At 42.0% G+C, this 26,205-nt stretch carries 25 protein-coding genes, 1 pseudogene and 2 riboswitches; of the genes and pseudogenes, 8 read left to right on the top strand and 18 right to left on the bottom strand.

All coding sequences use genetic code 11. The features are described from left to right. Positions 1-296: 296 nt before the first annotated feature. The 6 genes and pseudogenes from istA to BEP19_RS04625 form a co-directional block, all read right to left on the bottom strand. A pseudogene (istA, locus tag BEP19_RS04650) lies at positions 297-1,746 on the bottom strand (IS21 family transposase). 302 nt (positions 1,747-2,048) lie between these two features. Beyond that, entirely contained in the window at positions 2,049-2,210 is a 162-nt protein-coding gene (locus tag BEP19_RS17550; protein ID WP_170145261.1) for a hypothetical protein, read from the bottom strand. A 71-nt stretch (positions 2,211-2,281) separates the two neighbouring features. Then, complete coding sequence (locus BEP19_RS04640) at positions 2,282-2,902, bottom strand: CBO0543 family protein (protein ID WP_211329309.1); 621 nt, start codon at positions 2,900-2,902, stop codon at positions 2,282-2,284. A 111-nt stretch (positions 2,903-3,013) separates the two neighbouring features. Then, positions 3,014-3,148, bottom strand: coding sequence for an anti-repressor SinI family protein (locus BEP19_RS04635; protein WP_120188645.1), 135 nt, complete (start codon positions 3,146-3,148; stop codon positions 3,014-3,016). A gap of 23 nt (positions 3,149-3,171) precedes the next feature. Next, positions 3,172-3,255, bottom strand: a riboswitch (cyclic di-GMP riboswitch). Between the two features lie 268 nt (positions 3,256-3,523). Continuing rightward, complete coding sequence (locus tag BEP19_RS04630; RefSeq protein ID WP_120188644.1) at positions 3,524-3,733, bottom strand: hypothetical protein; 210 nt, start codon at positions 3,731-3,733, stop codon at positions 3,524-3,526. Positions 3,734-3,956: 223 nt separating this feature from the next. Further along, positions 3,957-4,337 carry a hypothetical protein gene (locus BEP19_RS04625; RefSeq protein WP_120188643.1) on the bottom strand — a complete coding sequence of 127 codons (381 nt, stop codon included), beginning with the start codon at positions 4,335-4,337 and terminating at the stop codon, positions 3,957-3,959. Between BEP19_RS04625 and BEP19_RS04620 the strand changes: the two genes are divergently transcribed. Further along, complete coding sequence (locus BEP19_RS04620; protein ID WP_120188642.1) at positions 4,316-4,777, top strand: tyrosine-type recombinase/integrase; 462 nt, start codon at positions 4,316-4,318, stop codon at positions 4,775-4,777. The two genes, BEP19_RS04625 and BEP19_RS04620, sit on opposite strands and share 22 nt — an antisense overlap. Positions 4,778-5,050: 273 nt before the next feature. Further along, a complete protein-coding gene (locus BEP19_RS04615) occupies positions 5,051-5,743 on the top strand; it encodes a YjjG family noncanonical pyrimidine nucleotidase (protein WP_120188641.1) in 693 nt (230 codons plus the stop codon). A gap of 49 nt (positions 5,744-5,792) precedes the next feature. On the opposite strand, the gene BEP19_RS04610 is transcribed toward BEP19_RS04615, so the two are convergent. After that, positions 5,793-6,347 carry a hypothetical protein gene (locus BEP19_RS04610; RefSeq protein WP_147393767.1) on the bottom strand — a complete coding sequence of 185 codons (555 nt, stop codon included), beginning with the start codon at positions 6,345-6,347 and terminating at the stop codon, positions 5,793-5,795. Positions 6,348-6,512: 165 nt separating this feature from the next. Between BEP19_RS04610 and BEP19_RS04605 the strand changes: the two genes are divergently transcribed. Further along, complete coding sequence (locus BEP19_RS04605) at positions 6,513-7,622, top strand: ABC transporter ATP-binding protein (RefSeq protein WP_120188639.1); 1,110 nt, start codon at positions 6,513-6,515, stop codon at positions 7,620-7,622. 73 nt (positions 7,623-7,695) lie between these two features. Here the strand turns inward: BEP19_RS04605 and BEP19_RS04600 are convergent, their stop codons facing one another. The 5 genes from BEP19_RS04600 to metE all read right to left on the bottom strand — a co-directional run bounded on the left by BEP19_RS04600 (position 7,696) and on the right by metE (position 15,006). After that, positions 7,696-8,511 carry a carbohydrate ABC transporter permease gene (locus tag BEP19_RS04600; protein WP_120188638.1) on the bottom strand — a complete coding sequence of 272 codons (816 nt, stop codon included), beginning with the start codon at positions 8,509-8,511 and terminating at the stop codon, positions 7,696-7,698. A 3-nt stretch (positions 8,512-8,514) separates the two neighbouring features. Beyond that, positions 8,515-9,393 carry a carbohydrate ABC transporter permease gene (locus BEP19_RS04595; protein ID WP_170145259.1) on the bottom strand — a complete coding sequence of 293 codons (879 nt, stop codon included), beginning with the start codon at positions 9,391-9,393 and terminating at the stop codon, positions 8,515-8,517. Positions 9,394-9,470: 77 nt separating this feature from the next. Next, complete coding sequence (locus BEP19_RS04590; RefSeq protein WP_170145258.1) at positions 9,471-10,745, bottom strand: ABC transporter substrate-binding protein; 1,275 nt, start codon at positions 10,743-10,745, stop codon at positions 9,471-9,473. Positions 10,746-10,777: 32 nt separating this feature from the next. Next, positions 10,778-12,040, bottom strand: a complete 1,263-nt coding sequence (locus tag BEP19_RS04585) for a Gfo/Idh/MocA family protein (RefSeq protein WP_170145257.1) — start codon at positions 12,038-12,040, stop codon at positions 10,778-10,780. 668 nt (positions 12,041-12,708) lie between these two features. After that, complete coding sequence (gene metE, locus BEP19_RS04580) at positions 12,709-15,006, bottom strand: 5-methyltetrahydropteroyltriglutamate--homocysteine S-methyltransferase (protein WP_120188634.1); 2,298 nt, start codon at positions 15,004-15,006, stop codon at positions 12,709-12,711. 154 nt (positions 15,007-15,160) lie between these two features. Next, positions 15,161-15,354: riboswitch (cobalamin riboswitch) on the bottom strand. A gap of 357 nt (positions 15,355-15,711) precedes the next feature. On the opposite strand from metE, the gene BEP19_RS04575 reads away from it, so the two are divergent. Continuing rightward, on the top strand, positions 15,712-17,001 hold the full coding sequence (locus BEP19_RS04575; RefSeq protein WP_120188633.1) for a DUF2399 domain-containing protein: 1,290 nt from the start codon (positions 15,712-15,714) through the stop codon (positions 16,999-17,001). Here the strand turns inward: BEP19_RS04575 and BEP19_RS04570 are convergent. From BEP19_RS04570 to BEP19_RS04560, 3 genes are read right to left on the bottom strand one after another with little or no spacing between them, the layout of a single operon-like run. After that, positions 16,998-20,312 carry a coiled-coil domain-containing protein gene (locus BEP19_RS04570; protein WP_120188632.1) on the bottom strand — a complete coding sequence of 1,105 codons (3,315 nt, stop codon included), beginning with the start codon at positions 20,310-20,312 and terminating at the stop codon, positions 16,998-17,000. The genes BEP19_RS04575 and BEP19_RS04570 overlap by 4 nt on opposite strands. Next, the gene (locus BEP19_RS04565) at positions 20,312-21,001 is read right to left on the bottom strand and encodes a hypothetical protein (RefSeq protein WP_120188631.1); all 690 of its coding nucleotides are present in this window, start codon (positions 20,999-21,001) and stop codon (positions 20,312-20,314) included. The genes BEP19_RS04570 and BEP19_RS04565 overlap by 1 nt, the downstream gene beginning before the upstream one ends. A 55-nt stretch (positions 21,002-21,056) precedes the next feature. Then, positions 21,057-22,481 (bottom strand): hypothetical protein, encoded by a 1,425-nt coding sequence (locus tag BEP19_RS04560; RefSeq protein ID WP_120188630.1) that lies wholly within the window; start codon positions 22,479-22,481, stop codon positions 21,057-21,059. A gap of 275 nt (positions 22,482-22,756) precedes the next feature. Between BEP19_RS04560 and BEP19_RS04555 the strand changes: the two genes are divergently transcribed. The 4 genes from BEP19_RS04555 (at position 22,757) to BEP19_RS04540 (ending at position 25,029) form a co-directional block, all read left to right on the top strand. Then, positions 22,757-23,512: a DUF2087 domain-containing protein gene (locus tag BEP19_RS04555; RefSeq protein WP_120188746.1), complete on the top strand. Its 756-nt coding sequence runs from the start codon at positions 22,757-22,759 to the stop codon at positions 23,510-23,512. Between the two features lie 13 nt (positions 23,513-23,525). Next, positions 23,526-23,879 (top strand): GIY-YIG nuclease family protein, encoded by a 354-nt coding sequence (locus BEP19_RS04550; protein ID WP_425452713.1) that lies wholly within the window; start codon positions 23,526-23,528, stop codon positions 23,877-23,879. A gap of 145 nt (positions 23,880-24,024) precedes the next feature. Further along, positions 24,025-24,147, top strand: coding sequence for a hypothetical protein (locus BEP19_RS18115; RefSeq protein WP_281269268.1), 123 nt, complete (start codon positions 24,025-24,027; stop codon positions 24,145-24,147). Between the two features lie 219 nt (positions 24,148-24,366). Further along, positions 24,367-25,029: a TraX family protein gene (locus BEP19_RS04540; protein WP_120188627.1), complete on the top strand. Its 663-nt coding sequence runs from the start codon at positions 24,367-24,369 to the stop codon at positions 25,027-25,029. A 43-nt stretch (positions 25,030-25,072) separates the two neighbouring features. Here the strand turns inward: BEP19_RS04540 and mnhG are convergent, their stop codons facing one another. Genes mnhG through BEP19_RS04525 form a run of 3 tightly spaced genes read right to left on the bottom strand, consistent with a single transcriptional unit; the run spans position 25,073 to position 26,185 of the window. Then, positions 25,073-25,447 (bottom strand): monovalent cation/H(+) antiporter subunit G, encoded by a 375-nt coding sequence (gene mnhG / locus BEP19_RS04535; RefSeq protein WP_120188626.1) that lies wholly within the window; start codon positions 25,445-25,447, stop codon positions 25,073-25,075. Then, positions 25,425-25,709: a Na(+)/H(+) antiporter subunit F1 gene (locus tag BEP19_RS04530; protein ID WP_120188625.1), complete on the bottom strand. Its 285-nt coding sequence runs from the start codon at positions 25,707-25,709 to the stop codon at positions 25,425-25,427. Before BEP19_RS04530 ends, mnhG begins: the two co-directional genes overlap by 23 nt. Then, positions 25,709-26,185 (bottom strand): Na+/H+ antiporter subunit E, encoded by a 477-nt coding sequence (locus BEP19_RS04525; RefSeq protein WP_211329308.1) that lies wholly within the window; start codon positions 26,183-26,185, stop codon positions 25,709-25,711. The genes BEP19_RS04530 and BEP19_RS04525 overlap by 1 nt, the downstream gene beginning before the upstream one ends. Positions 26,186-26,205: the final 20 nt, after the last annotated feature.

The raw sequence follows: 26,205 nt of genomic DNA, 5'->3' as shown, positions 1-26,205 counted from the left end.
AGTGTATCCGATCCATTCCTTTTAGGGCGTTAAGAATTCAATGGTAGAAATACTCAAACCCTTCATTTGACTGTGAAATAGGAATTGATTTCTGGAGCAACCGTCCCCGATCATCAACAAAGCATGCATAATGAATACGTTTTGCTATATCGAGACCGATGACTAGTGTTTTTTCAGTGACTTGTTTATTCTTTGATTTTGTTTAAAATCCATTTTGGAGTCCTCCTTGGTTACAAATTAGGTGTCAATTCTCGAGATTTGACACCCCGTATCATACCAAGAGGGCTCTTTTTTGTTCAAGACCCTGAAAAACCATCTAACAGGAATGCTCCCGAAGGAAGCATGAGCTGATCATAATGGGAAAGCCCTCTCGTTGCTGCTTGCTTCGTTTTCGGAATGGAAGGCCGAAGGGGCAGTGTTTCTCGAATTCCTCTGCCATTCACCAATTGGTAATACACATGTTTAATCGCATCCACTGTTGGATGCCCATGTTCCGATGCCATATTCAAGGCTTGTGCAGACAGCTAGAAACTTTGTTCTTTTAATATGACGGAAAGGAGCTGAAGCGCGTTTCGCTACTCTTCCGCTGCGCATTCGTTGAAGAAATGCTTCCACTCTTCTGGCAGTTGATCATAGAATGAACTGTATTTAAGGACGTTGGGTCGTTTGGCCATCAACTGCTAGTGTCACGGTGTCAAAAGAAAGCTTTGCTCGTACCTTTTGTCCCGCAAATCGCGGCGAAGTCGAATACTGCTTCTTATCGATTCGAACAAATCCATACTTATCCGCTTTTACCAGCTCAAAACGTACGCACTCAAATGGTTTTCCAGGTAATTGGAGAAAGCGGGCATTGTCTGCCAAGTAGAGTTCGGCAATCGGCAGACCTTTCTTATAGTGAGCTCGATCGCGATCATTGACACTCCAATTAAAAGCTCTCTCGTTCAGCTCATTTAAATCCTCATAATGCACTTCCGGCAACAGGTAATTGTTCCGTATGTACTTCACCATGACCTCCACATGCCCTTTTTCATTACCACTGCCAGGATTACAGAATTCATATTGGAAACCGTAATGGGCGACAAACCGAGCAAACTCATCGGTTAATTGCCGTTCACCATTCGGCAATACCTTCTTTACGGCAGGCGACAGGTTGTCAAAGCGAATCGTATGCGGCGCGCCTTCCATAAAGGCAAACATATTCGTTAGCCCTTGCAAGAAACATTCTCGATTCTCCGATGGAAATACTTGAAACAAGAATGCGTTGCTGTAGGGTAAAGAAAGAACGAGATAAGGCCGCACCACTTCTTCTCCTCGATATTTAAAAGGAGCTTCTCCAAAGTCTACTTGCGCGGTGTCTGGCCTCGCTTCTAACGGCAAAGATGCGTCATCGCTTTCTTCTAATAGAACTATCTTTCTTTTAGCTACATAATCACGAACAGATCGATCGGATCCTTGGAATCCATATTCTTTGACAAGCAAATCATGGATTCGCTTTGCCGTTCTTCTAAACTTCTTCTTTTTCCCCATATCTTCTACTAACCACTGATCGATAATTGGTTTGACTGGATCCATAACAGGCGCCGTTCTTGTCTGAACAAGCTGTTCTTGCGGATTGAAGTCTTCCATCTCTGAATATTTCTTAATGGTTCGTCGATCTCGGTTCATCTGCTCAGCAACTGATGAATAAGAACGTCCTTTTGTATTCGTTTCTTCTCTGATATAATTAATTTCAGCCATTGCTAACATCTCCTATATACCCTCCCTGAACGTAATGCCCAAATGGAGTGTATGTATTTTTTTAGATGTTGGCAAGTGGCTTTTTCTTTTTATTTCGGTCTTTTTAACAGCGCATAAATTAGCCGCCATACTGTACATTTTTATACTGCCATAAACAATATGGAGTGCGAAGGCAGTGGTTAAGAATCCGAACGCAATGCTAGGAGTACTTATAATCTGATCAATTAGATGTCCCATCGCTGGGGCAAGTAACAGGAATACCGCCCAAAGCTCCTTTAATTCCATATTCAGAAGCATATGAACCATCGATCTTAGACGCTCGGTGACCCGCCAATCCAATCCATCACAATCAGCATGAGGTATAAAAATAACGCCGAATAACGAATAGGATCCTCGCCATATAAAAAGTGAAATGAAGAAACTAAAAAGGCGCCGATTGCTCCCGACGCCGTAAAGAAATATTGATTTTTCATGTTACACCCGCTTTCCGACAAGATAAAAAGCACCCCATAGGAGTGCTTCTGTTGCTGAAAATTTAACACGATTAACGTACTTTTTGCTTTCTTTGCAAAAACTTGAAATTATAGGTGGGTTCACCTTTATCGGAAGACCTAATCTTTTCATACCCACGAATATTGGTGACCAGATATGCCACTAAGTAAATTATCAACATAATAAAGAAATCATAGATAGACGGCCATCCTTTCGGATTGTAAAAGTCAATCATTCTAAAGAATCTCATAACAATAAAGACTCCTAATCCTGCAAAGATTACTCCTTTAACAATTGGATTAGAGTTTGGTCTGATTTGCAGAGTAAACATCACACCAACTGGCAGTACTGAAAAATGATAAGGAAGGAACAATGCCAGGGAATTGGGGATAAAATCCATTGGATATAACCATAGCCCCATTCCTGCTGCAAATATATCGATGGTGACACCAATAATAATTGCAATCATTCCCGCTGCCAATAGCCGTCCTGTACTTTCCTTTTTCCTGAGCAAAAACCATACAATCCAAGGAACGATGAACAATCCGATCCCTAACCACCATTGCCAAGTAAATAAAAATGCATCTGAGATGGCTTGATTAATCAAACTACTGGTTTCTTCCATCAATCGAAAACCCTGTTTTACCTGATTCAGTCCCTCTTCAACAGTCATGTCCTCTTCCTTTCACCCGACATTTTTATGCTCATATAATTTATTATTATCCAATATACTTGATTGTTACCCCTTGCTTTGGACAAATTAAAAATAACGCCCCGAAGGACGTTAACTAGCTGACCTATATGATATGCCTAATAATATGCGTATCTCATCAATTGACAAACCTAGATCCTTTGCTTCCACTATTAACTCCACCCACTCCTCATCTAAACTATTTGTTACCGATACCTTCTTAACCATGGTTTCACCCCTACTGATAAAATCCAGGTAGTCCAGCCATCATAGCCAATCGCTTTAGACCTGTGACTTTGCGCGCCATTCTTTCAAATGATTTGCCCTTTTCTGATTATTTAGGTGGGTTGTACCATATCCTCGGTGTCAAAATTTGTAACATCCTGCCACCTACGGTATTTTGTTTCGACAATAGAAAAAGGACACCTTCCTGGGTGTTTTGTGTTGTTTGCGCATTAGGTTCCAAATGCATCATAAAGACAAAATGAAAAAACTCCCCGGGGAACGTTACACGCTGAAACAGATTATTCTTTAAACTTAGCGTAATAATATATAGGAATTCTATTTTTCTCTACTTCCTTTATCTCATAAATTTCATATCCATCATCGTATACCTCTTAGCTCAATATTTTTTAGTAATTTATATAGGAATGTAAGAAAAGCAATTGATGAGACTGCTGTTAATAAATCATTGTCTTTAGTTTTTCCAAAAGGATCCACCCTAAATATAACTAAGAAAAACATAAGTGCAGAGAGAATAATGGTAAAGATACCGACTAGATTGGTTCTTATAAGGTAACGCACTTTTTTCATGCAAAGAACTCCTCTTTACCAATCATATCGGCAATTAGGAGAAATCGTCTTTGACGTTTTAAAATTGTACGTGTCGGTGACCTCAACAACGATGATGTGTTTTCACCGTCTTTTAGTTTGGATAAGGAAAGATCAAACGTCCATGGACCAGCAGGACCACTGTAAACTTCCGTACTGAGTCCATCATTCAGGCGATCTCACGACAATGTCATTACCATCTGGATCACTTGCTGTTCCACAAATCGTGATCGTGTCGGCTGATCATATTATTCTTCGTTTCAAACGCATCAATCGATAACACTGGCGGTCTGTTCGGAACAGCGTAAAATGTACGCTCCTCGACTGTAGACTTACCACCTTGATCATCTTCCGCCCGTACCTTTAATGTGTGCGGCGTACCTTCTGCAAGTGCTGAGGTGATTTTCGTTATTCCGTCGTAACGTTTACCACCACGGAATGTCAGTTGCTTATTAAAAGAGATTAGTGTACTCCCATCGGAGATCCCTGTTGCGATTGCTCGTGCTGTATCCGCATTGATTTGATAGCGCGCGTTGACGATATCTCCATAGTGAAACGAACAGAATGAAGGACTATGAACTGACACCCCCAAAAACAGAAGCGGCAATTCGTACAATTGATGTGGAGGAATCCGTTATGGAACTTTTGATGAATTTGGTAAGAAGAAATGATAAGCATAAACTTCAATATCGTCATACTTACGATGACTACAATGACAAGGACTTTGTGTTTTGTCGAGATGACGGCTATCCCTTCTCGCCAGCGCGCATCGTAACTCGGATGAACCGCCTTATGCAAAAGACCGCCATAAAGAAAAATGCAACCCCTCACACATTCAGGCACACTCATATATCGATGCTAACGGAAGCGGGAGTCGATATTGCCACAATTATGGAAAGGGTCGGTCATGAAGACATTAAAACAACGATGAGGGTTTACACTCATGTCACGAATAAAATGAGAGAGGAGGCTTCCGAGAAAATATCAATCTCCTACGGTAACCTCCTCCAATATACTCAAGAGTAGTTTACTGACAAGCCTTAATTGTTAGTTTTTAAAGTAATTAGGACAACACTTCCTTCTTATTCTGGAAGAAGGAAGCGCAATAGATACCTCTTGTTTAGTAGGTTTAAAAAAGAAGGTAATTTAGCAAAAGGATTTGATCCTTTGGATTACCTCGTATTTTTGAGTAAACTAGAGAAAATTCAATTATATATCAGAAAGATAGGGTTGTTGACTACGTGATGAAGATGGTCTATTTTAGGAGAAAAGTTTACACTTGCTTACAAGGAGGTTTCTATGAAATACGATACAATTTTATTTGATGTAGATGATACATTATTTGATTTTAACGCTTCACAAAAAAGCGCGTTGCATAAAGCATTTTTACAATATGGATTTCCAACAGGAGTTACTGATTTTATGCAAAGGTATAAGGAGATCAGTCATGATTTGTGGCGCCTTTTAGAACAAGGACAGCTCGATCTGGAAGATCTTGGAGTAGAGCGTTTCAAACGATTATTTGAGGAATGCGAGTTAAAAATAGATGCGGGCAAATTTAATCAAGTCTATCTTAATTTTCTAGGAAAAGAAGCGCATCTCGTTGACGGCGCGGAAACGTTGTGTAGCCAGTTGTCCCCTTTCCGATTGGCAGTCATTACGAATGGCTTCAAAAAAGTCCAACACTCACGAATTGCCTTATCTCCGCTTTGTGATACGTTTCAACATATTTTCACCTCAGAGGAAGCGGGTTATCAGAAACCAGACCGTAGAATTTTTGACTTTGTTTTTACTAAGTTAGAGTTAAGTGAACAAGACAAAGATCGTGTCTTAATCGTCGGCGATTCGTTAACATCTGATATCCAAGGCGGCGCCAATTACGGTATCGATACCTGCTGGTTTAATCCGCGTGGAACAGAAAACGAGACAAGCATACAACCGACCTATGAAATTCAAATGCTCACCGATCTAACAAAGATTTTGCTCCAATGATTAATAGTATGACGAGGACCTCTCGCTCTCTGTGATGAGGTCCCCTTTTTTAATCTACTCTATGGATGTTTAACAATTTCTGACTGCGCGGTAAGTAACGAATCCGATATGTCGCGCCTTCTTGGATCGCGGCAAATCCTTTTCCTGAATATTTCTCCACCAATTGCCTGCCATCGGAAAACGTATATTCGTAAAGGGTGTTATTGTGTGCCGGTATACGCTTAAACTTTACTATGACGACCTCTTCTTCCGCTATGTTACCAACTATATAATTGCCGACATCTAATAGATTGTCCCTTATATCTTGTAATAAACCGATCCCTAAGCCAATCCAGAGCAGTAGAAAGAGCGGCAAGACCCAAGTTAACTTTTTCGGATCGGCTGCTTTTTTACTAAAAATTAAATATAATCCGAGTCCTAACAAGGCCAAGCCCGATACAAGCATAAACACACCGGTCAGATTGATAAACAATACATCCAAAAATAAAAATTTTAAAAACTGACCTTTACCTTCAACTTTTGACAACAACACAGAAATAACAATCATCAATACGAATAGAATAAAACCCTCTATTTCCCATCGTTCTTCCTTGTTCGCCATCATCCACTTCCTCTACACATCAACTTTTCCTCACAAACTAAGTTAGAATACCATACTCCTCTGCCCTTTGCATAGATCGAATCGTGTCGATGTCTAAACTCCTACATTCAATTATGTTACAATTACTTAAACAATTAAGTACGGGCGACGAGAGGGAGTTGATTAAGTTTGGCTAGTTTAACCTTTCATCATGTAAAAAAGAAATACAATGATCAAACTTGGGCGGTGAGAGATTTTCACCTGAACATATTCGATGAAGAATTTCTCGTACTTGTAGGCCCTTCTGGTTGCGGGAAATCGACCACCTTGCGAATGGTTGCTGGACTGGAGGAAATTACTGAAGGCGAACTGTATATTGGTGATCGTCTTGTTAATAATGTGGAGCCTAAAGACCGCGATATAGCGATGGTCTTTCAAAACTATGCGCTATATCCGCATATGAGCGTCTACAATAATATGGCTTTTGGTCTGAAGTTGCGTAAATTTTCAAAGGTAGAAATCGAACAACGGATCCGACATGCTGCCAACATTTTAGGTATTGAAACATTGTTAGACCGCAAACCGAAAGCCCTGTCCGGCGGTCAACGACAAAGGGTCGCATTAGGACGCGCGATTGTCCGAGAACCACAAGTTTTTCTAATGGACGAGCCGTTATCAAATTTGGACGCGAAACTGCGCGTTCAAATGCGCGCAGAAATAAGTAAGCTACATCAACGCCTGAAAACGACAGTCGTCTACGTAACCCATGATCAGACCGAAGCGATGACGATGGGCGATCGAATCGTGGTGATGAATAATGGCCTGATCCAACAAGTTGGGACACCGCAGGAAATCTATCACAAACCAACTAACCTATTTGTAGCCGGGTTTATTGGCACCCCGCCGATGAATCTCATTGACGGTCGTCTAACCAAAGATAACGAAACCTTATATTTTCAAAGTGAAACCCTTCTGCTCCCGATCCCCGAAGAAAAGGCAATGCCTTTGCTAAAAAAAGGAGAGGCTCATCACCCAGTAACGCTCGGAATCCGCCCTGAAAATATTCACAATCGATTACACTCCCAAGATTCTAAGAACGGGACAGCTATTGAAGCGACTGTGGATATCGTGGAAAACACGGGCAGTGAAATCTTTGTGTATCTTTCGGCTGGAAAAACCAACCTCACAGCCCGACTGCAACAGGAAACTCCTCCGAAAGTCGGTAGTAAAATCGAATTGTGGGTTGATATGAACAAAGCCTACTTCTTTAATGGAGAAACTGAAAAGACGATTTTCTAGAATAAAAACTCTCCAAACAATCTTGTCCAGGAGAGTTTTTATTCTATAATGGAATTCCACAGTAAGACCGTCCTTATTCCTTCGTTGCCCCCGATGTAAAACCGCTCACAAAGTAACGATGTAAAAAGAGAAATATGAGGCTCGGTGGAATCATCGCCAGCACAGCGGCAGCCATTAATTGGTTCCACTCTACCCCATACTGGCCCATAAAATTATATAAACCGTAAGGAAGTGTCCGCTTGCTTTCCGACTGCGTGAGTGTAATTGCAAACAAAAACTCGTCCCATGCCAATAAAAAGGAAAAAATCCCGGTAGAGATCATTCCCGGCAATGAGATCGGAAAAATGACCCTCCAAAAAGCGCTCCAACGAGAAGCCCCGTCCATAAAGGCAGCCTCCTCTAACTCCAATGGGATTCTTTTGTAATAACCGACCATAATCCATGTACAGAATGGCAAGGAAAAACTAATATAGGCTAGGATTAGACCGATTAAGCTATCTTTTAAGTGAAGATGCGTCATAATTGAAAATATTGGAATAAGCAGAACGACACTCGGAATCGCTTGCGAACTAAGAAAAAACGTTAACAACCCTTCTCTTCCACGAAAGGGGATCCTAGAAAACGCGTACCCAGCTAAACTAGCTAAAATGGCGGAGATGACCGAACTAACCGTTGCGATCCCAAGACTATTGAACAAATAGCCACGAAAAGATCGGTTGCCAATGACATCCAAATAAGGTTGAATCGTAACTTGGCGTGGAATCCAAACAGGCGTAAGACTAAGTACATCCGCTGAGGGCTTCAAAGAAGTAGAGACCATCCACAAAAAAGGAAAGATTAGCAGTAAGCCGAAAATAGAGGCGCCTAGATACCATGCTACCTTTTTCATCAGTTACCTCTCCCCTTTCATTTGCAATCGCCTAATGTAAAACGTTGCTACGCCCATGATCAACACAAAAGTGACGACAGACAAAGCGGACGCATAACCGAAATCGTAATTTGTAAAGGCCGTTCGGTGAATATGCAGCGCCATCGTTGTTGTTGAATCGATCGGTCCCCCTCCCGTCATTGTGTAAATAATATTAAAACTATTAAATGTCCCAATTAAGCTAATCGTTCCCATCACGATAACAATTGGTTTTAGACCCGGTAGTGTAATATGCAAAAAACGACGCCAACGATTCGCCCCGTCAACTACTGCAGCTTCATACCATTCCCGAGGGATCGTTTGCATGCCTGCCAAAAGGACAACGATCATAAATGGAACCCCGACCCAAGCATCGACCACAACCACTGCAATAAAGGCGAGCAAAGGATCGCTTAACCAAGCGACTTGATGATCAAGCAGGCCGATTTGACGCAACACCTGGTTTAAAATGCCGAATTGGTCGTGTAAGATCCATTTCCAAACGAGGGCGGCCACGACAGATGGCGCCAACCAAGGGATCATAAAGATACTCCAGTACACTTTGGCGCCTTTGCGCTTTGTATTCAACAACAAGGCCCCAATCATTCCGATTATCATTTTCAATGCAACTGAACAACATGTAAAAACAAGTGTATTGATCATATATTTTCGAACCTGAGTGTCCCGTAGCAAGCGTCCATAATGGTCCAATCCGATATATCCATCTTTGCTCGGGGCAATCAATACTTTTTGTTGCAAACTCAAAAAAATAGTATTTAATAACGGGTATAAAATAACAGCTACTAACACAAGCAAGGCTGGTAAAACGAACAACCAACCATAAAGCTGATCTTTTCGTTTCATCTGCGACTCCATTCCCTCAATAGGAAAAAGCGGGAAGAGGACTCGCGCGCCCGTTCCCCCGCTCTTTTTCTTTTAATTTATTGATTTAATAATGCGTTGACCGTTTCGGCAGCTTCATCCAACGCTTGCTTTGGCGTTTTTTCACCCATTAGCGCTTTCTGAATAGCTTCAGCCACCGCTTGATCAATCTGTGGCCACTCTGGTAAAACAGGATAGGAAACAGAGTCTTTAGCGACATCAAAGAACAGTTGGAAGTTTGGATCGTTTGCCATCTCATTGTTTTCTATATTCGCTTTACGATAAGGAATAAATCCTTGATACTTCGCCCATTTCTTATCATTTTCTTCATTTGTGAAGAAATCAATGAACTTCCAAGCCGCTTCTTTTTTATTAGAAGTATTAAACATCACGATATGATCCGCTGTCCCCAGGTTAGCGGCCTTTTTCTTAACTGGGTAGGGGGCGATCCCAAACGCTAAATTCGGCGCATCCTTTTCTAGAAATTTAGGAAACCAAGGACCGACCGTTGTCATACCGACTGAACCTGTCAAAAATAAATCCTGAGAATCTTGACGTTGATTATTGATGCTACCTTCCGGCGCCACTTTATGTTCTCGGTACAAATCGACATAGAATTGTAAGGCTTCAACTGCTTCAGGTTCGTTAAAGGCCGCCTGTTTTAAATCCGAAGTGAGAAATTCGCCTCCGTTTGACCATAAAAAAGGAGCCCAAAACATCGTCGTTTCCATTCCGTTATAGCCAACGAGACCAAATCCATAATGCCCGTCCTTCGTAAACGATTTTGACACTTCTACAAACTCTTCCCATGTAGCTGGCGCTTGTTCAAAACCGGCTTGTTCCAACCAATCGCTGCGATAAAATAAACCTGTCGTTGTAAAACCAACCGGAAGCCCCCACGTTTTTCCTTTATATTGTGTCGTGTCCCATGCCGCTTTCACAAATTGCTCAGGATAATCGTCTTTGTAAAAATTGTTTAATGGTTCCAAAACATCCATTTCTGCCATTTGAGCTGTCCATCTCCCCGCAATCGTCGACACATCTGGCAAGCTTTCATTCGCAGCGGCGGTAATTAACTTTTTCTCTCCTTCATTCCACGGAATATATTCCAACTCCACCTGGATCATTGGGTTGTCTTTTGTGAAACGATCAACAAGTTCATCATGATAGGTTCGCCAATATTCATCTGAACCCATAACCCAAACCTTTATCGCGGTCTGATCCGATTCCGATTCTTCTGAAGCAGGTGACTGCTGATTACCTCCACCACAACCAACCAATGTAAGCAAGGCGATCAAAAATGTCAGATAGACAGCGCCCGTTTTTTTGTTCATAAACTTTCTCTCCATTCTGTTTTTTGAAAATGCTAGTAAGACGATGCCAACGTTCCCTGGGCCGATTGCGAACGAACTTCAATCGTCTTCCCTGTTAATCTTGATTGTTCAGCGAACGCGGCTAGTTGATGACTTGATCGGATAATTTCCAAGCTACGTAGATCTACCTTCCTATTTTCTCGAACGCTTTGCGTGAAAGAACGAATTAACCCATAGTCACCCCCGGCATGTTTCCCAAACGAAGATGACTTCAATTGGATCGTTTCTGTCGATTGCCCAAATCGGGTAAGCTGAATCGACTGCTGTTCCATCACACCCGATATTTCCCCTTCCGTCCCCAAGATTCGAATTTGGCGTGTTAATTTTTCCGTAAAAGCGCTCATCGTTAACGTCGCGGTCGCCCCATTTTCAAACTGGAATAAGACGGACTGGTTGTCAACGACATCGTTATCACAACGATAAACACACCTTCCATAAGGTCCCATCTCTATCGCCTCTCTTCTACCGCCAAGTGACAGATCTTGACTGATCGTTGAGACAGGCCACCCGGTATACTCGCCCAAATATAGTCTTTTTGCTGAAAATGGACAACTCTGTTCCACTTCGCATCCATCCAAACAACGGTCGCTCGAACCGATCGGAGCCCGATCCGCTTTGAAATGCGCGAGACTGCCAAACGAGGTTAGTTGCGCGCATCGCTCGTTCAATAAATAAAGCAAAATATCGAAATCGTGACAACATTTTGCTAAGATCATCGGGCTCGATTGTTCGCTGCGATTCCAATTCCCTCGCGCAAAGCTATGGGCATAGTGCCAATAAGCGACGTTGACATCCAATGAAATGTGGCGGACTACCCCAATCGCTTTTTGATCAAGTAACTTTTTAATCTTTTGAAAAAAAGGAGTAAAGCGTAAAACATAGCCAAGCATAAACAGTTGGTCTGTTTCCAACGCTAAATCAATCATCTGATTACATTCGTCGAGGCTTGGACTTAGCGGTTTTTCGACGAGCGTCGCGTAGCCACTCCGCAAGGCTTTCATCGTTGGGGCGAAATGCATGCGATCTTGCGTAGTCACAATCACCGCGTCACAAAACTTAGGTCTATTTAAAAGATCTTCCCAATCATCATAAATTGAATCGTTTGTCAGGCCATATGTTTGCGCAAATTGCGCTCGTCGCTCTGCGTTTGGCTCAGCAACAGCAACCACTTTCATCTCAGCAGGTTCCTGAAGCGCATATCGACTGTACGTATTCCCGCGATCTCCCGCGCCGATGATCGCTACCCGTATTGGCATTTTCATTCCCCCTCCCGACCCACCTTTTCTAACAAAAGTTTATTTATAGTATAAGCGAATTGTATACTAACTTTTATTTATACTCAACTGTTTTAGACGCGAAACAATAAAAAAGCCTGAAACAACCTCGTTTCAGGTTTTTACCGTGGAACACAACTACGAATTGACCGCATGATCGCTCTCGATCCATGAAAAGTCTTTCAAAAACCCAACCATTTCGTTTAGGCTGCTAATGCCCATAATCCAAAATAAATTGGTAATTTGAGAATTCGCCAGTTTTCAATATAAACCATCAATCCCAAAAGCGCTTCCAAGATGACCGTGATCATAAACAAGCCGATAAAACAGACGTTTAAGCGGCCTTGGTCACTCTAATAACGCAGAATTCCAAATATAAGGAGAAAAAGCCATGAGACGACCTCCAGCGCAATAAATATCTCCCAATGAAAAGCTTGTAGAAAATTCATTTATTCTCCTTCCGCTGATCGATTCCGCACAAAATGTGAGTATAATTTGACTTATCTCCAATCATTGAGTTTTATTCATTTCAGGTCTATGTTAAAAAAATACGCGTAACGTTATCCATTTAAATCTGATGTAGAGATAAAATAAAAAGCAGGTAAGAAAACATTCCGGTTTTCTTACCTGCTTACCTACAACAGACAACTTTATGAAGTTACTTCAGAAGCTAATTTGTTTCGCGCAACATCCGTCGCTTCGACCATATTTTTTAAAGAAACAACGGTTTCTTCAATACCGCGCGTCTTTAATCCGCAGTCTGGATTTACCCAAAATAATGCAGGATCTAACACGCGTAGAGCGCGGTCAATCATCTTTGTCATCTCTTCCACACGAGGCACGCGCGGACTATGGATATCGTATACTCCGAGTCCAATGCCTTGATCATATGTGTGCTCTTCAAAAGAAGAGATCAATTCTCCGTGACTGCGCGACGTTTCAATAGAAATTACATCCGCATCCAACGCTTTGATCGAATCGATAATATCCTTGAATTCGCTATAGCACATGTGCGTATGAATTTGTGTTTGATCTTGCGCCGATGCTGTCGAGATACGGAAGGCTTGTACCGCCCATTCCAAATATTCATCCCATTCCGATCGCTTTAACGGCAGACCTTCCCGTAAGGCTGGCTCGTCTACTTGGATCATCTGAATTCCGTTGGACTCCAAAGCTTCCACTTCTTTACGCAATGCTAACGCAATTTGAAAAGCGACTTGGCTGCGCGGGAGATCATCACGGACAAACGACCAGTTTAAAATCGTCGTTGGCCCTGTTAGCATCCCTTTTACAGGCTTATCTGTTAATGATTGCGCATAGACGCTTTCTTTGACTGTCATTGGCTCAATAAACTCGACATCCCCATAAATAACAGGTGGTCGCACACACCGCGATCCGTACGATTGGACCCACGCCTTGGAAGTAAAGGCGAATCCGCCTAACTTTTCACCGAAGAATTCAACCATGTCCGTCCGTTCGAACTCCCCATGAACGAGCACGTCAATGCCAATCTCCTCTTGAATCTCAATCCATTTTTTAATCTCGTTTTGAATAAACTGCTCATATTGTTCTGTCGTCGATTCTCCCTTTCGCCATTTCTGTCTCGCTTGTCTGACCTCAGCCGTTTGTGGAAAACTGCCGATGGTCGTGATCGGAAGTGACGGTAGGTTCCAACGCTCTTGTTGGGCCACACGACGCTCGGAAAAAGGATGTTGACGCTTAGACGACTTTTCGTCTAAGCTCTTGACCGCCTCATGAACAGCCACCCGATTTCTAAACGGAGCTTGCGCAATCGTTTCTAAGATCGATTCCGCCTCTTCTAGTTGCGCTCGAATTGCTTCTTTCCCAAGACGGATCCCATCCACTAAAAGTTTTAACTCATCTAGTTTCTCATCGGCAAAAGATAGCGCTTGTTTTAAGGTCGAATCAAGCTTGTCTTCATTCGTAACGGTAACAGGTACATGGAGCAAACTACTTGAAGGTTGAATAATCATCTGTTCCACAGATACATGCTTAGCAATTGACTCAACAAAGGCTAACTTCTCAGATAAGTTGGACTTCCAAATATTACGTCCATTGATCAAGCCGACGCCGAGTACCTTGTCTTCTGGAAAGCCATGCGTTTCGATCGCCTGTGTATTTTGTTCTTTGCCGTGGACAAAATCTAAGCCAATTCCTTGTACAGGAAGCTCAACCAATTGCTCGTAATGGGAAACGGAATCAAAGTACGTTTGGAGCAACTTCTTCAGTTTCGGAGCGGCTTCATGTAATTGTTCGTAGATATAAGCAACGGTTTTCATCTCTTCTTCTGTGATCGATGTAACCAAGATCGGTTCATCCAATTGAACCCACTCGACTCCCTCTTGTTCCAACTCAACCAAAATTTGCGTATACAGCGGGAGCAATTGCAAAATAAACTCGGGAATTTGATGGGACTCGTAGCCTTTTGATAGTTTCAAAAACGTATACGGACCGATCAAAACTGGCTTGCCTCTCACACCGAGCTCATCCCTTGCCTCTCGATAGGCTTTCAGCGGTTTATTTTCTGTTAAATTCAAGTTACCCGACTTGTATTCAGGAACAATGTAATGATAGTTTGTGTTAAACCATTTCGTCATCTCGCAGGCAACCGCATCTTGATTGCCTCGGGCCATCGCATAGTACGTTTCCAGCGAAACAGGACCACCTTCATAGTTAAATCGTTCTGGCACTAATCCAAACATGACAGCGAGATCCAACACCTGATCATAATACGTAAAATCGCCGACAGGGATCAGATTAACCTGCTTCTCTTTTTGTTTTTGAATATGACGTAACCGCAACTGTTTCATTTCAAATTCGAATTGTTCCTCTGTTAACTCCCCAGCCCAAAATGACTCTAGCGCTCGCTTCCATTCGCGGTCTTCACCAATGCGCGGATAGCCTAAGTTACTGCTTAATACTGACATCTCCTACCTCCTAAGTATGTTTATTGCAAACAATAAAAAAGGCATTTCTAACGTGTAAGAAGAAGTTAGAAATGCCTCAGTTCTTTATGTGAATCACAACAAAACGTCGTGCGCGACTGTTAACATTAACACCTCCCTATCTCCCGTAGGTCATCATGTGTTCATGAAATAGGCAGGTCTCCTGGCTTAAAGATCGTCATCCCCATCCGCCTTCCCAATCCAATCGATCAGTGGCATTTTATGATAAAGACTCCCTTATTACAGTGGCGGGACCGCGTCGGATTTGCGCCGACTTCCCTTTTAAGCTTTAAGGCGATTCCTTAAAGCACCTATTCATTCGTATTCAATTTATTTTGATTAGTGATGTTAGTTACCAATTTACAGTAAGAAACGATCACTGTCAATAACCAAACTTTATTTATCCCATATGCATACTCAGAATTGGTATCTGTACCCTTCAGCGACGCCTTTTGCGCCGAAATGAAGCAGGAGCTTTTTAAACTTGCCTCAACTCGAAAGATCTCAAAAAACCAACACATACAAAATATACACATTCCAGATTACTCTATCGCTATATATAGGCGTTGTCAAGAATTGTTTTACAAGATACGACAAAGTTCATGGTTAAAATAGATATACAAACATACGTAGTAAAGTGGTATTATCAAGAAGCACTTGATCTTTAAATCTGTAAGGAGGCAGCCTATGTCAAAACAATCTTATACATTCCCACCTAATCACCTGTTAAATTCTAATCAAGATTACGACGAACCCTATGAGAAAGATGGCTTTATTTATTACGATGTTTACCAAGAGCTCTCCCGCTCAATCCGTCGTAAGGCATCTTTAAGGATTAAGCCTTTATCAATTGGTTCCACGCTGTCTCCCCAAGAAATGCAAACCATTTCTCAGGTCTTGAAGAGATGGAAATCGGTAAAAAAACCACTTTATCTAGAAAGTAAAGTACCGCTAAACGAACAACTGCTTAAGAGAGGAATTGAAACTCATTTTTTTGCAGAATGGCTTACATATGAATCAGACGGACATCTTCTATTATCTAAATTCATTACGATCGGTCCGGAAGGACTAAAATGGTTGGTTCGTTATCATCAAGCTGAACAGGAAGAGCTTGCCCGTTGGAATGATCAATGGTTGAAAGATTTAGAAGAATTAAAGTTGCAGGTAGGACTATCGCCTGTTTATGACGATCTTATAAATATAGCACTGGATCAACAGGAATTACTAAAACAGGTCCGGGAAGGCAAGCGAGCAAAAGAACGGTTATTCTTTCAATTTCTTATTCATTTGTTGAAATTACATCTCGGTGGCCAAACTATTTTTGATTGGAAAGAGATCGGTTCTAAGGGGTTTGCCAGAATAGGGGGTTCGAAAGTCTATGACTCTCAAAAAGAATGGCTTTTGGAACAACTAGAAAAAAGAAGCCGGTTCTCACTCGAGGAGATTGGATTCATTTCACTAGGTCAAATCATACCTATATATTATTCAGGAATTCTTTATCAGAATCAACGCCTTCACGATGCCCATCCACTAGGATGTATTACACATCTGCAATTAAAGTCTGTGATCGAATGGAACTCCCCCGCCTCCTTTCTGATTATTACAGAAAATCGTTCACCATTGGTCAAAATGGCATTAACGGGATGGATTCAACACAAGAATGGTATCGTCATTTGTACGGATGGGAATCTTAAAATCCCCCATAAAAAACTAATTTCACAATTGAGTATCGATGACAAACCCATATATGGTTGGGTTGATTACGACCCATCTGGCTTGGATATCGCCGACCAGATTATGCAAATCACGAGCAATAAACCACGTTTTGTTCTAACTACAAATGAAAAGGCCCCTACGCATGTAGGAACCTTTCATGAACTAGCGGAAGATATTGAGCAAAGGAAAAAGCAACGCAATTTTATCGAACAAGAACAAATACTCGGAAACCCAAAGGATTGGGATCTATTATTTTGTTAAGTCAGCGCTGCGCTCTTTTTTTCAAAGACAGCGGATAACGCTTGATACTTTTGCCTTTCAAGACGGAGAACACGACTGATTGGCTTCGTGTTCTCTTTTTGATCGGAAACGATCGCGTAAAAGATGCCAAATCTCTCCAAGTAATCAGACGAGTGTGATTTTGGAGAAATAATGATCAACTTCCGTTGCAGCACTTCCTGGTACATATCTATAACTAGACCTTTTCTCCATTCATCAAGCGCGCTGTCAAATTCGTCTAACAGATAGAACGGCGGCCTCTTTTCAATATCAGTCAACAATGCTAAAGCAAACACAAGAGAGATAACGGCCATTTCTCCACCGGATGGAGCACTCGAAATTTTTTGCCTAATGCTCTCGGTAGGACGTAAATATTCCAAATCATGGCCTGCCTTCGTAGCGATATAAAGTCTCCACTCATAATGTTGACGTCGGGGATCTACTTCATCCGGTTCGATCTGCTCAATCCTTCCGCGGAATCCAATCCGATTAATATAATCGCTAAAATGTAGATTAATTCTTTGATAACGATCATGCACGGTCTTTCGGAAATGATTGCGCAACTCCTCCTCTTCTACAAGCAATCGTTGAAATAACGTCTCAGACACTGTTGTTTCATGTTGAGATTTTTGAAAACTATCGCGTATCGAAAAATATTTTTCTTCCGCAAATTCATCCACGCTCATCGACAACGCCTCATCCAACTTTCTACGACTATCGTCCGCCCAATTTCTTAGACGCGCTTCACTGATCGAATCGAAAGCAAGGGGTTCATATGGAGGAAGTGGCTGAATCAACTCCGAATACATTTCGTTAAATTCAGCTTCCTCCTGTTCAAGCTGCTTCTCTTCTTCCCTCATCCCATTAATTTCTCTTTGAAGATCATCATGTTCATCTTCGATTTTTTGCAACGCGCTGTTTAAATGAACAATCTCATTATTTAGGGACAACTTTTTTTCACGGGCTAGAGTCATTTTTGTAGAGCATTGTTCGATGGAACGATCGAATTCATTTATTTGATAACTCATTTGATCTCGTTCATGGCCTTTTTCCTCGATTGCGCTGCGCACTTCCCGCAAACGGTCCAACTTAACAGACATTTCTCCAAATTGACGATGGATCTCCAACTCTTCAAGAACCTTGTCAATCTGAAGCTCCTTTTCTTTACGTTTTTCTAAAACACGTCTCGTTTCAACAGAAAGCTCACTCTTTTGGTCACCCCAATGTTTCAACTTCTGATCTAGATCATCTAGCGTTTGTCTTGCCATCTCTCTTTCTTTTTCAATAATAGGAAGTTGGTTCACCCTTTCTTCATAAAGCTTTAATTCATCCCAAGATGCGTACCATTGAAGCTCCAAACCTTTTTCCTTCTCTGTTAATAAACTCTTTTGAAACCCACCCTCAACTAAACGACTCTTGAGTAAAGAGAAACGCTTCTGCCACGCCCTTCTCCCAATTGCAAAACCTTCGGCAAAAGCTCCCGATTGTCCCAATGGTCCATGCAACTGCCCATCAAGTAAATAACTTTCTCCGCGGTCCACGTAAATGGGCTCCATCTCTCGGGTTATCACATGAATTTGCTCTACCCAACTGGACAAACTTTCTCGTTCTCCCGTCGTTAACAAATCATACGTTACCTTATTCCATTCCAAGAATTGATTAAGAGGCTTACCTGGTAACTTTTTTCGAAATAACCCTTGTGCTTTTTTTCTTGTTAATCCTTCTTGAAGAGAAACATGTAATAGCGGGGTTACCGACTCATTTATAGGGCCGCAAACGAATACGGAATGTTTTATTCCCGATAGCAAAGATTCCACCCGCGCGTAATCTTGATTGGCTAGAATTTCAAAAAGTTCGCCAAAGGCGAACGCCTTGAATCCCTCGTTCTTAAAATGGCCTATACTTTTCACTTGCAATGGAATTTTGACAACTCTGCTCCGTTTCAACTCGAGTTGTTCCATGCTCCAAGTTTGCATATTATCTAAAAGGTCCTTCAATTCTAAGCAGATATTAGCGTACTCTTCTTTAACCTCGTATGCCCGCCTTTTCAATTCATCGTATTGAGAATTTTGAAGAAATGTTGTCCACTCATCAATTTTATCCTGGAGCTCTCTCAATACATTTTCCCATTTTCCGTTATCACGCTGACTGGTAGACATATACCTATCTACTGTGTTAACTCGGTCTTCCATTTCCAATATAACGCGGCTTAAATCTTGTAATTCTTGTTCCAGTTCTACATTGAGCTTGTTTAGTATTTCTGCGGATCGCACATAGCGATACTTCTCTTCGATTTCTTTTGTTACCTTCTCTAGCTCTTCCCGTTCCTGACGTAGCTGCTCCAATAGCTGATTGGCTTGATCCCGATCTGCTATTTCTATGCGTTTTTCTTCTTGCAACTTTTTTTGCCTGTCTACCTCCCAATTATATGCCTCTGTTAATTCCTCAATTGTTTCCTCTCTTTGTTGAACTTCCCTCTCCTCTTTTATCCGTGTATGGTTTAATGAAGCCAGTCTCTGCTCTAGCCGATCCAAATGATAGCTTAATAACCGCTTTTTCTCTTCCAGGTAACTTCTTTTTAATTCGACACCTTCTTTTCTAAGCTTGTTCCGACTCTCCCACATCTTGTAGCTTTTCTGGGCAAGAACAATTCTCTGTCTTTCCCTTTCCAAATTAATCTTTGCTCGGTCAAAGTCTTCCTGAGCAATTTTTCGTTCAAACTTAGCTCTTTCCCATCTTTCCTGTGTATCTTTTAGACCGTACATCTCAGCAACATACTCAAATCGTTCACGGTCCTTCATCGTGGCGAATCGAGTAATACTATTTTGGTACCAAAACATAAAAAACTTGTCCGGTGAAACACCATATTTCAATTCAAATTCTTCTCTCGTCTCTACGCGAGTCTTAAACTGACGAAACAGACTTAATTCATCGATCGCGTCACCATGCTTGGAAAAAAACTTGCTAAATGCTTGCTGATTTGGCTTCTGAGTGATTTCGACCCCAAGCGATACCCATTCAGGCGCATCAATCGCATCAGGTCCCTGGGGATTATGAAAGATAATTTCGACATGCGCTTGCCAGATTTCCCGGAATAAATCCAGACTTTTGGAGCGCAACGTATCTACACTGATCTGATCGCTACCCAATGCATAAGCCGCCGCAAAAGAGATCGTGGATTTTCCCGAGCCGTTTACTCCACCGAACAACGCCAGATCTTCCTTATCCCCTAGATCGATTATTACAGGGGATATATCTCGAATTCCACCGATCTTCATTTTTACAGGATACATCAGTCAACAGTCCCTTCGAAGAACCCTAATTGTTCATTGCCTGACTCTTCGTCAACCTCAAGCTTTTCTTCCATCGGCTCATTTCCCAATTTAAAGAAATCGCGGACTTGATCCAAAGTGACTTCACCGCCTTGAGAAGCAGATACTACCCGTCGCAAATAATGATCTGGGAAAATACAGCGTCCGACAGCAGTTAGTTGATAAGCGACATCTTTATCATCATCTGCATGATCCAAGACACAGATGAGCTCTTCTTTACAGAGCTTAGTCAAGCGTGTTTTTAATCTGCGTTCCGCATGCAAGTCAACATGCTCAAATTGTCGGAGAATTGTCTCAAAGCTAAGATACGGGAAGCCCGCCACTCTCTCACAATAAAAAATATACAACAGGATTGCTAACTCCATGTCATTTAAAACGTACCGCGCGGTATAAGTAACCAACCGAGTCATAGCTACACAACGCTCTTGTTCTTCATCGTACACAATTTTAAGCAAGTCCCCGATTAAATGATTTGCCTTTTTGATAAACAGAAGAAAGGCCTCGTCTGAACGAACTTGAAGAAGCCGCATAATTTCCTTTTTCGTGGCCCCGGCTTTTCTCGAGGTTTGCTGTAAAATTACCGCTACTGACAATCGTTCAAATTGCGTTAAATTTCCATAATAATCTTGTTGCCCATTTTCAGAATTCACTTCACATTTCCTTCCTCTCCTAAAATTCCGTCCGTATCGTTTAATCTCGTTTCCCCTATCCTTTAGCCTTATTTAAAAGTTTCTCAGAAGCCTGTACCACCCAGACGAGATTTCGATCTTCATCGGGATGCCCTAACCGAAAAGGTACCAGCTTAGACAGATCAGTTTGCAGGGGCATTTGTTCCAAGTAAGCCAAGTGATGTGAAATAAGGGCAGATACTGAAAGCAAATGATTTGCCGCTTCTTCCCAAGTATTCGAAATTTCCACTAGCAGGGAATCGATGCGCTCCCTCCTCAAGTCCCTAAGATATTCCTCGACTCTTTTCGTATTAAACGCATATTCTTCAGCAAGACTAGCGGACTGACCTTGTAATTCTTTCAACTGCTCTGTCGAAACCGTCTCTGGTTCAGTAAATTCCATCTCGATCTCTTCATCAATAGAAGTTACAGGTTCCATCCAGAAGATTCTTTCTAATTCTTCCAAACCACGATTAATCAAATCCTCGGTTAGCGGTTTAGGTAATTGTTGCGGCCACCAAATGCCTAAACCATCATCGTTTTCATCTCCCAATGGCTCCATTAAGTCAATCAGACCAACCTGATCATTAATATTTCGAAATTCAAGTTGCGCGCAGTTGGAAAGATAGCGAAGAAATTCATTTACATTGATTTGCGTAATTCTTTTATCTTGTCTACGCACACTGGATATCGCCGTTTGACCTAATGCTGGATAAGCTACGCGATGCGCATCAGCAAAGGCGCGATGGGCGCGTTCACTAAGATTTTGCAATCGGTTATCTGGAATGAGATCCGCCGATTTTTCGAACCGGGCTTCAAGATGTTCCTTCACTTGATCCAATATACTGTCTATCTCTTGAACCTTCTGGTTTCCTTTGCCTTCATAAATATAACGTTGAATATTTAACTCCAACTGTTCACTTACATCCTCAAGATTAGAGATCATGCTAGCTAATACTTCCCCTCCACCAATCCCTTCATCTTCATATGCCTCGCCTAACTTGGCATCACGAATCGCTTGGTAAAGGGCCTGTTGATCTTCTGGCTGAAGATGGTAAGCAAACGCGTCGTTGGCAATCCGAAATAAGTGTCCAATCATTCTTTTTCCAGTTGATTGAAGTCTAAGTGGCGGATTTTTGGCTGAGGTGATCCAGTTGTATTTCCTGCAGACGTTTAAAAATTGTGTAACATCGAGCCGAGGATATTGTTCATAAAGACGATTGTAACGATGAACGATTGCATTATCGTCGCGAAGCTGCCATTCTCCTTTATACAGCGTGGCCTGTAAAACGAGATCCAGTAACCTTAAGGTCTCTAGTACCCGTTCGGTATCCCGCCAAAAATCAGCTGAGGAAAACTCCGTCATAACCCCACTCAAGCTAACAAAATCTGATAGAGCGGCGCGTAAGGATTCATTCATTTGGGAGCGTAAAATGTGGATGAGTTCCTGTTCTTCGATCACGATCTCCTCCTTTAAAGTTTTCTCTTTTTACATTTTAAAGTTTATATGGTATGAAAAGTACCGGAAATTTCTTGAAATATCAATGGGAGGTTTACATGTTAACTCTAGTTAACGAACAAACAAAGTGACATATCGTTTGTAAATTAACAAACAAACGGAACCTCCGTTGTGATACGTCCTTGACTAAACACAAACAAAACAATATAATGTTTATTGTAATAACAAACAAAGATATCTAGAGTTTTGATTTTATGATGAATGGATGTGTGGCAACGATGGAATCATCTAGTTTATTCTGGGAGGCCTCCTTGGAGGAATTAAAACGAGGCTATATTGAGGAAAAAAGCGTATTTATCTGTTTATTATGCGGAGAGAAGGTGGAAAAAGGGATAGTCTACCCTGTTGAGGACCAGCTTTACGAAGCGGAGAGGTTCACCCGGCTCCACATCGAACAACTTCACCGCTCTGTTTTTGACTATTTGCTCAGCATGGATAAGAAGTTAACAGGATTAACTGATCACCAGAAAAATCTTTTACAGCTGTTTTATGAAGGGAAAAGCGATCAAGACATTCAACAAAGACTAGGGATTGGCAGCGCTTCGACGATTCGCCATCATCGCTTTACGTTGAAAGAGAAGGAACGACAAGCAAAAACTTTTCTCGCGATGATGGAGCTGCTTAAAGACAAGGACGAGTACGCCCCTGCTTTTCTCCCCGTGCATCCAACCGCAACGATGGTTGATGACCGATACAACGTAACGCAAGAGGAACAAGAAAACATCATCCAAAAATTTTTCCCGAATGGTCCAAACAATCGATTAAAGCAATTCCCGCCTAGGGAAAAGCAAAGACTGATTGTCTTGCGTGAAATTGCTGGTCAACTGAAAGCAGAACATCTTTACAATGAGCATGAGTTAAACGAAACGTTGCAACACTACTATGAGGATTACGCACTGATCCGCAGGTACTTAATCGAATACGGCTTCTTAGATCGAAAAGCGGATGGCAGCGCCTATTGGCTAAAAAATTAACCTGGTGGTGAACATGATGGAAAGAAAAAAAGAATTGAAGGAACAGTTCAAGGAAACCGAAGTGGAAGCGGGTGTTTTTCAAATTAAAAATAACCGTACGGATCGGATTTTAATCGGCAGCGCAGCTAACCTAAAGATACTCAATGGGATCAAATTCATGCTTGACACCAATTCATACATGCCAAATCGGGAACTGCAAGCTGATTGGAACGAGTTTGGAAGCGACGCCTTCACCTTTGAAATCTTAGAGAAATTGCAGAAGAAAAAGCAAAAGAAGAAATTTAATGAAATGGAAGCGTTGCTCGAGCTTGAGAAAAAATGGGTGGAACGGCTCCAACCATATGGTGAACGCGGCTATAATCGTTAGCTTGTAATGCGGTCATGAACTCTCTAACGGGAGAAAAGACCGTTGGATGGTAGGTGGGATCTTGGAAACGAAGCTGACGCTGTCCGGCGTCAGCTTCGTTCCTTACGTGTTAGGGAGCTTTTGCAAAGGGAGAAAAGGCCGTTAGATGAGTCGGAGAGCAGACGTGGCTGGCGCAAAGGTCGAATCTCCCGTTACAGGTCGAAAAAATGGGTGTGTCCAGAGATTATCGAATGTAACGGTCCCAGCGACCCTTACAGATCGAATCTAACAAGAGGCGACGCTCTAACGGTCAAATTCCCCGCTACAGCAAGGCGCCGCCCGAGAATGCAGCTAATCGCGTGACGAGCAAAACTAGCGTTGACCCTCTGCCTGGAATCCGACCTGGCTTATGGCGACTCGAGACCCCATAGCTAGTTGTCGCCCTCTCCTTCTTGCGCATCGTGTGATAAAATAGTCTGAGTAAACTAAACGAAGGTGGAGGATCGATATGCTGCAACTACTCGCGATGACAACGATGCTCATCGACCATATTGGATTGTTGTTTTTTGATGATCAACCCATATTTCGGATGATCGGTCGACTCTCCTTCCCCGTTTATTGTTTCTTGTTGGTCAAAGGATACGAGCGTACAAGAAGTGTAAAACGTTATCTGACTCGCTTACTTATCATCGCCCTCATTTCTCAACTTCCATACAGTCTTCTTTTTCAAACAGTTGAGCTTAATGTCGTTTTTACTTTATTTATGGGTCTATTGATTTTGTATGTATGGGATGAAGAGCCGGAATCCTCTTCCTCAGCTCAGTCCGACCGAGAAACGAGGCTTACCCCAGCTGTCCGAAAATCAATCGTTGCAACACTTTTGTTGATCAGTTGCTTCATTCCGATGGACTATGGGATGTATGGAATTTTGCTGATACTTATTTATCGCTCGTTGACAGGCACCCGCCTTCTTTCGGCCCATTTCGGCTTAAATCTGTTCTTTCTCATCAGCCAGCAGTGGGTCCTGCAAATGTATAGTATTTTGTTTACGATCTTACTCGTATTTTATAAGAGTCCAAAAGGGATCCGAGTGCCACTCTGGCTTTATCGCTCGTTTTATCCCGCCCACTTAGTCGGTTTATATTTATTTCAACTCCTATTTTACCGATAAAAAAAAGACGCGAGCGGACGAACAGAGATGCTCACGTCTTTTTTTATTCTGCTTCAGCCCCTTCGCGTTCCTTTGACCTAACTTTCTGTAAATCGTCTTGCACACTAATATCCGCTAATTCAACATTAGCGCGATGGGCGCTGCGGGTGATCGCATGGGCTGCGACAGGGGCGGTTAAGAAAATAAAGAAAATCCCTAAAAATAGCCGAATGCTAAAATACCCTTCCTGAAACAAAAAAAAGATAAAGGTGCCGACCATCGTAAACAACACACCCAACGTCGAACTTTTTGACGCCGCATGTGTGCGGGTATACACGTCAGGCAGTCGAATTAATCCAACCGTACTAAGAAAGCTAAAGATCGTCCCGACCAAAATCATTAGAACTGCGACGAGTTCACTTTGGCTGCCCGCGCTCAATGACGACACCCCTCTCAATATATCTTGAAAATGCGATCGTGCCAATAAAAGATAAAATACCGATCAGTAAAATGACTTCAAAAAAACCCGTATTTCGCGACGAAACCGAAAAAATAGCAATTCCCGAAATAATATTGATTCCTAACGCATCTAACGCTTGCACGCGATCTGGGGCGGATGGTCCTTTCACCAAGCGATAAAGTGTTCCTAAAATTGATAAAATCAAAAAGCAATAAGACAGAATTAAAATTGTGTTTACCATTAACGCGTCACCTTCTTTATAGCCGCTTCAAACCGGACTTGTGATCGAAACACGGCGTCACTTGATTCAGGAATGTCCATCGCATGGATGTAAAACAGTTTATTGTCGGGCGTAATTTCCATTACGACCGATCCGGGTGTGAGTGTAATCAACATCGCGAGCAACGTCACTTCCAAGTCTCCTTCTAGCTCGGTCTCCAATGTAAAAATCCCCGGCGTGATATTTATTTTCGGTCGGATCACCTGGCGAATCACCAGGATGCCCGATGAAAACAACTCACTAATAAAAACGAGCAGTAACTTTAACACGGCAAACATCGTAATCGGATAAAATTTAGAAGGAAGAAAATTGCGTAACATAAAAAGAACGAGCAGACCGAATAAATAGCCAGATAAAAAAGTTAATCCATTCCAACTATCTTGAAAAAACATCCATAAAACACCGATACATAAGTTCACTAATACTTGCATCGACAACGGGTTCCACCATCCTTTCC

This window comes from Ammoniphilus oxalaticus (genome assembly GCF_003609605.1).
Classification (GTDB): domain Bacteria; phylum Bacillota; class Bacilli; order Aneurinibacillales; family RAOX-1; genus Ammoniphilus; species Ammoniphilus oxalaticus.
Note: the sequence above shows the minus strand (reverse complement) of the source record. Positions and strands in the feature narration are given on the sequence as shown.

What these genes read in the sequence shown, in the direction of transcription:
- BEP19_RS04530 (WP_120188625.1), bottom strand. Translation starts at nt 25,709, where the DNA reads ATGGTAAACACAATTTTAATTCTGTCTTATTGCTTTTTGATTTTATCA.
- BEP19_RS04585 (WP_170145257.1), bottom strand. Translation starts at nt 12,040, where the DNA reads ATGCCAATACGGGTAGCGATCATCGGCGCGGGAGATCGCGGGAATACG.
- BEP19_RS04635 (WP_120188645.1), bottom strand. Translation starts at nt 3,148, where the DNA reads ATGGTTAAGAAGGTATCGGTAACAAATAGTTTAGATGAGGAGTGGGTG.
- BEP19_RS04540 (WP_120188627.1), top strand. Translation starts at nt 24,367, where the DNA reads ATGCTGCAACTACTCGCGATGACAACGATGCTCATCGACCATATTGGA.
- BEP19_RS04595 (WP_170145259.1), bottom strand. Translation starts at nt 9,393, where the DNA reads ATGAAACGAAAAGATCAGCTTTATGGTTGGTTGTTCGTTTTACCAGCC.
- BEP19_RS04590 (WP_170145258.1), bottom strand. Translation starts at nt 10,745, where the DNA reads ATGAACAAAAAAACGGGCGCTGTCTATCTGACATTTTTGATCGCCTTG.
- BEP19_RS17550 (WP_170145261.1), bottom strand. Translation starts at nt 2,210, where the DNA reads ATGAAAAATCAATATTTCTTTACGGCGTCGGGAGCAATCGGCGCCTTT.
- BEP19_RS04610 (WP_147393767.1), bottom strand. Translation starts at nt 6,347, where the DNA reads ATGATGGCGAACAAGGAAGAACGATGGGAAATAGAGGGTTTTATTCTA.
- BEP19_RS04620 (WP_120188642.1), top strand. Translation starts at nt 4,316, where the DNA reads ATGAAGGACTATGAACTGACACCCCCAAAAACAGAAGCGGCAATTCGT.
- BEP19_RS18115 (WP_281269268.1), top strand. Translation starts at nt 24,025, where the DNA reads ATGAGTCGGAGAGCAGACGTGGCTGGCGCAAAGGTCGAATCTCCCGTT.
- BEP19_RS04640 (WP_211329309.1), bottom strand. Translation starts at nt 2,902, where the DNA reads ATGACTGTTGAAGAGGGACTGAATCAGGTAAAACAGGGTTTTCGATTG.
- BEP19_RS04555 (WP_120188746.1), top strand. Translation starts at nt 22,757, where the DNA reads ATGGAATCATCTAGTTTATTCTGGGAGGCCTCCTTGGAGGAATTAAAA.
- metE (WP_120188634.1), bottom strand. Translation starts at nt 15,006, where the DNA reads ATGTCAGTATTAAGCAGTAACTTAGGCTATCCGCGCATTGGTGAAGAC.
- BEP19_RS04570 (WP_120188632.1), bottom strand. Translation starts at nt 20,312, where the DNA reads ATGTATCCTGTAAAAATGAAGATCGGTGGAATTCGAGATATATCCCCT.
- BEP19_RS04550 (WP_425452713.1), top strand. Translation starts at nt 23,526, where the DNA reads ATGATGGAAAGAAAAAAAGAATTGAAGGAACAGTTCAAGGAAACCGAA.
- BEP19_RS04630 (WP_120188644.1), bottom strand. Translation starts at nt 3,733, where the DNA reads ATGAAAAAAGTGCGTTACCTTATAAGAACCAATCTAGTCGGTATCTTT.
- BEP19_RS04615 (WP_120188641.1), top strand. Translation starts at nt 5,051, where the DNA reads ATGAAATACGATACAATTTTATTTGATGTAGATGATACATTATTTGAT.
- BEP19_RS04575 (WP_120188633.1), top strand. Translation starts at nt 15,712, where the DNA reads ATGTCAAAACAATCTTATACATTCCCACCTAATCACCTGTTAAATTCT.
- BEP19_RS04600 (WP_120188638.1), bottom strand. Translation starts at nt 8,511, where the DNA reads ATGAAAAAGGTAGCATGGTATCTAGGCGCCTCTATTTTCGGCTTACTG.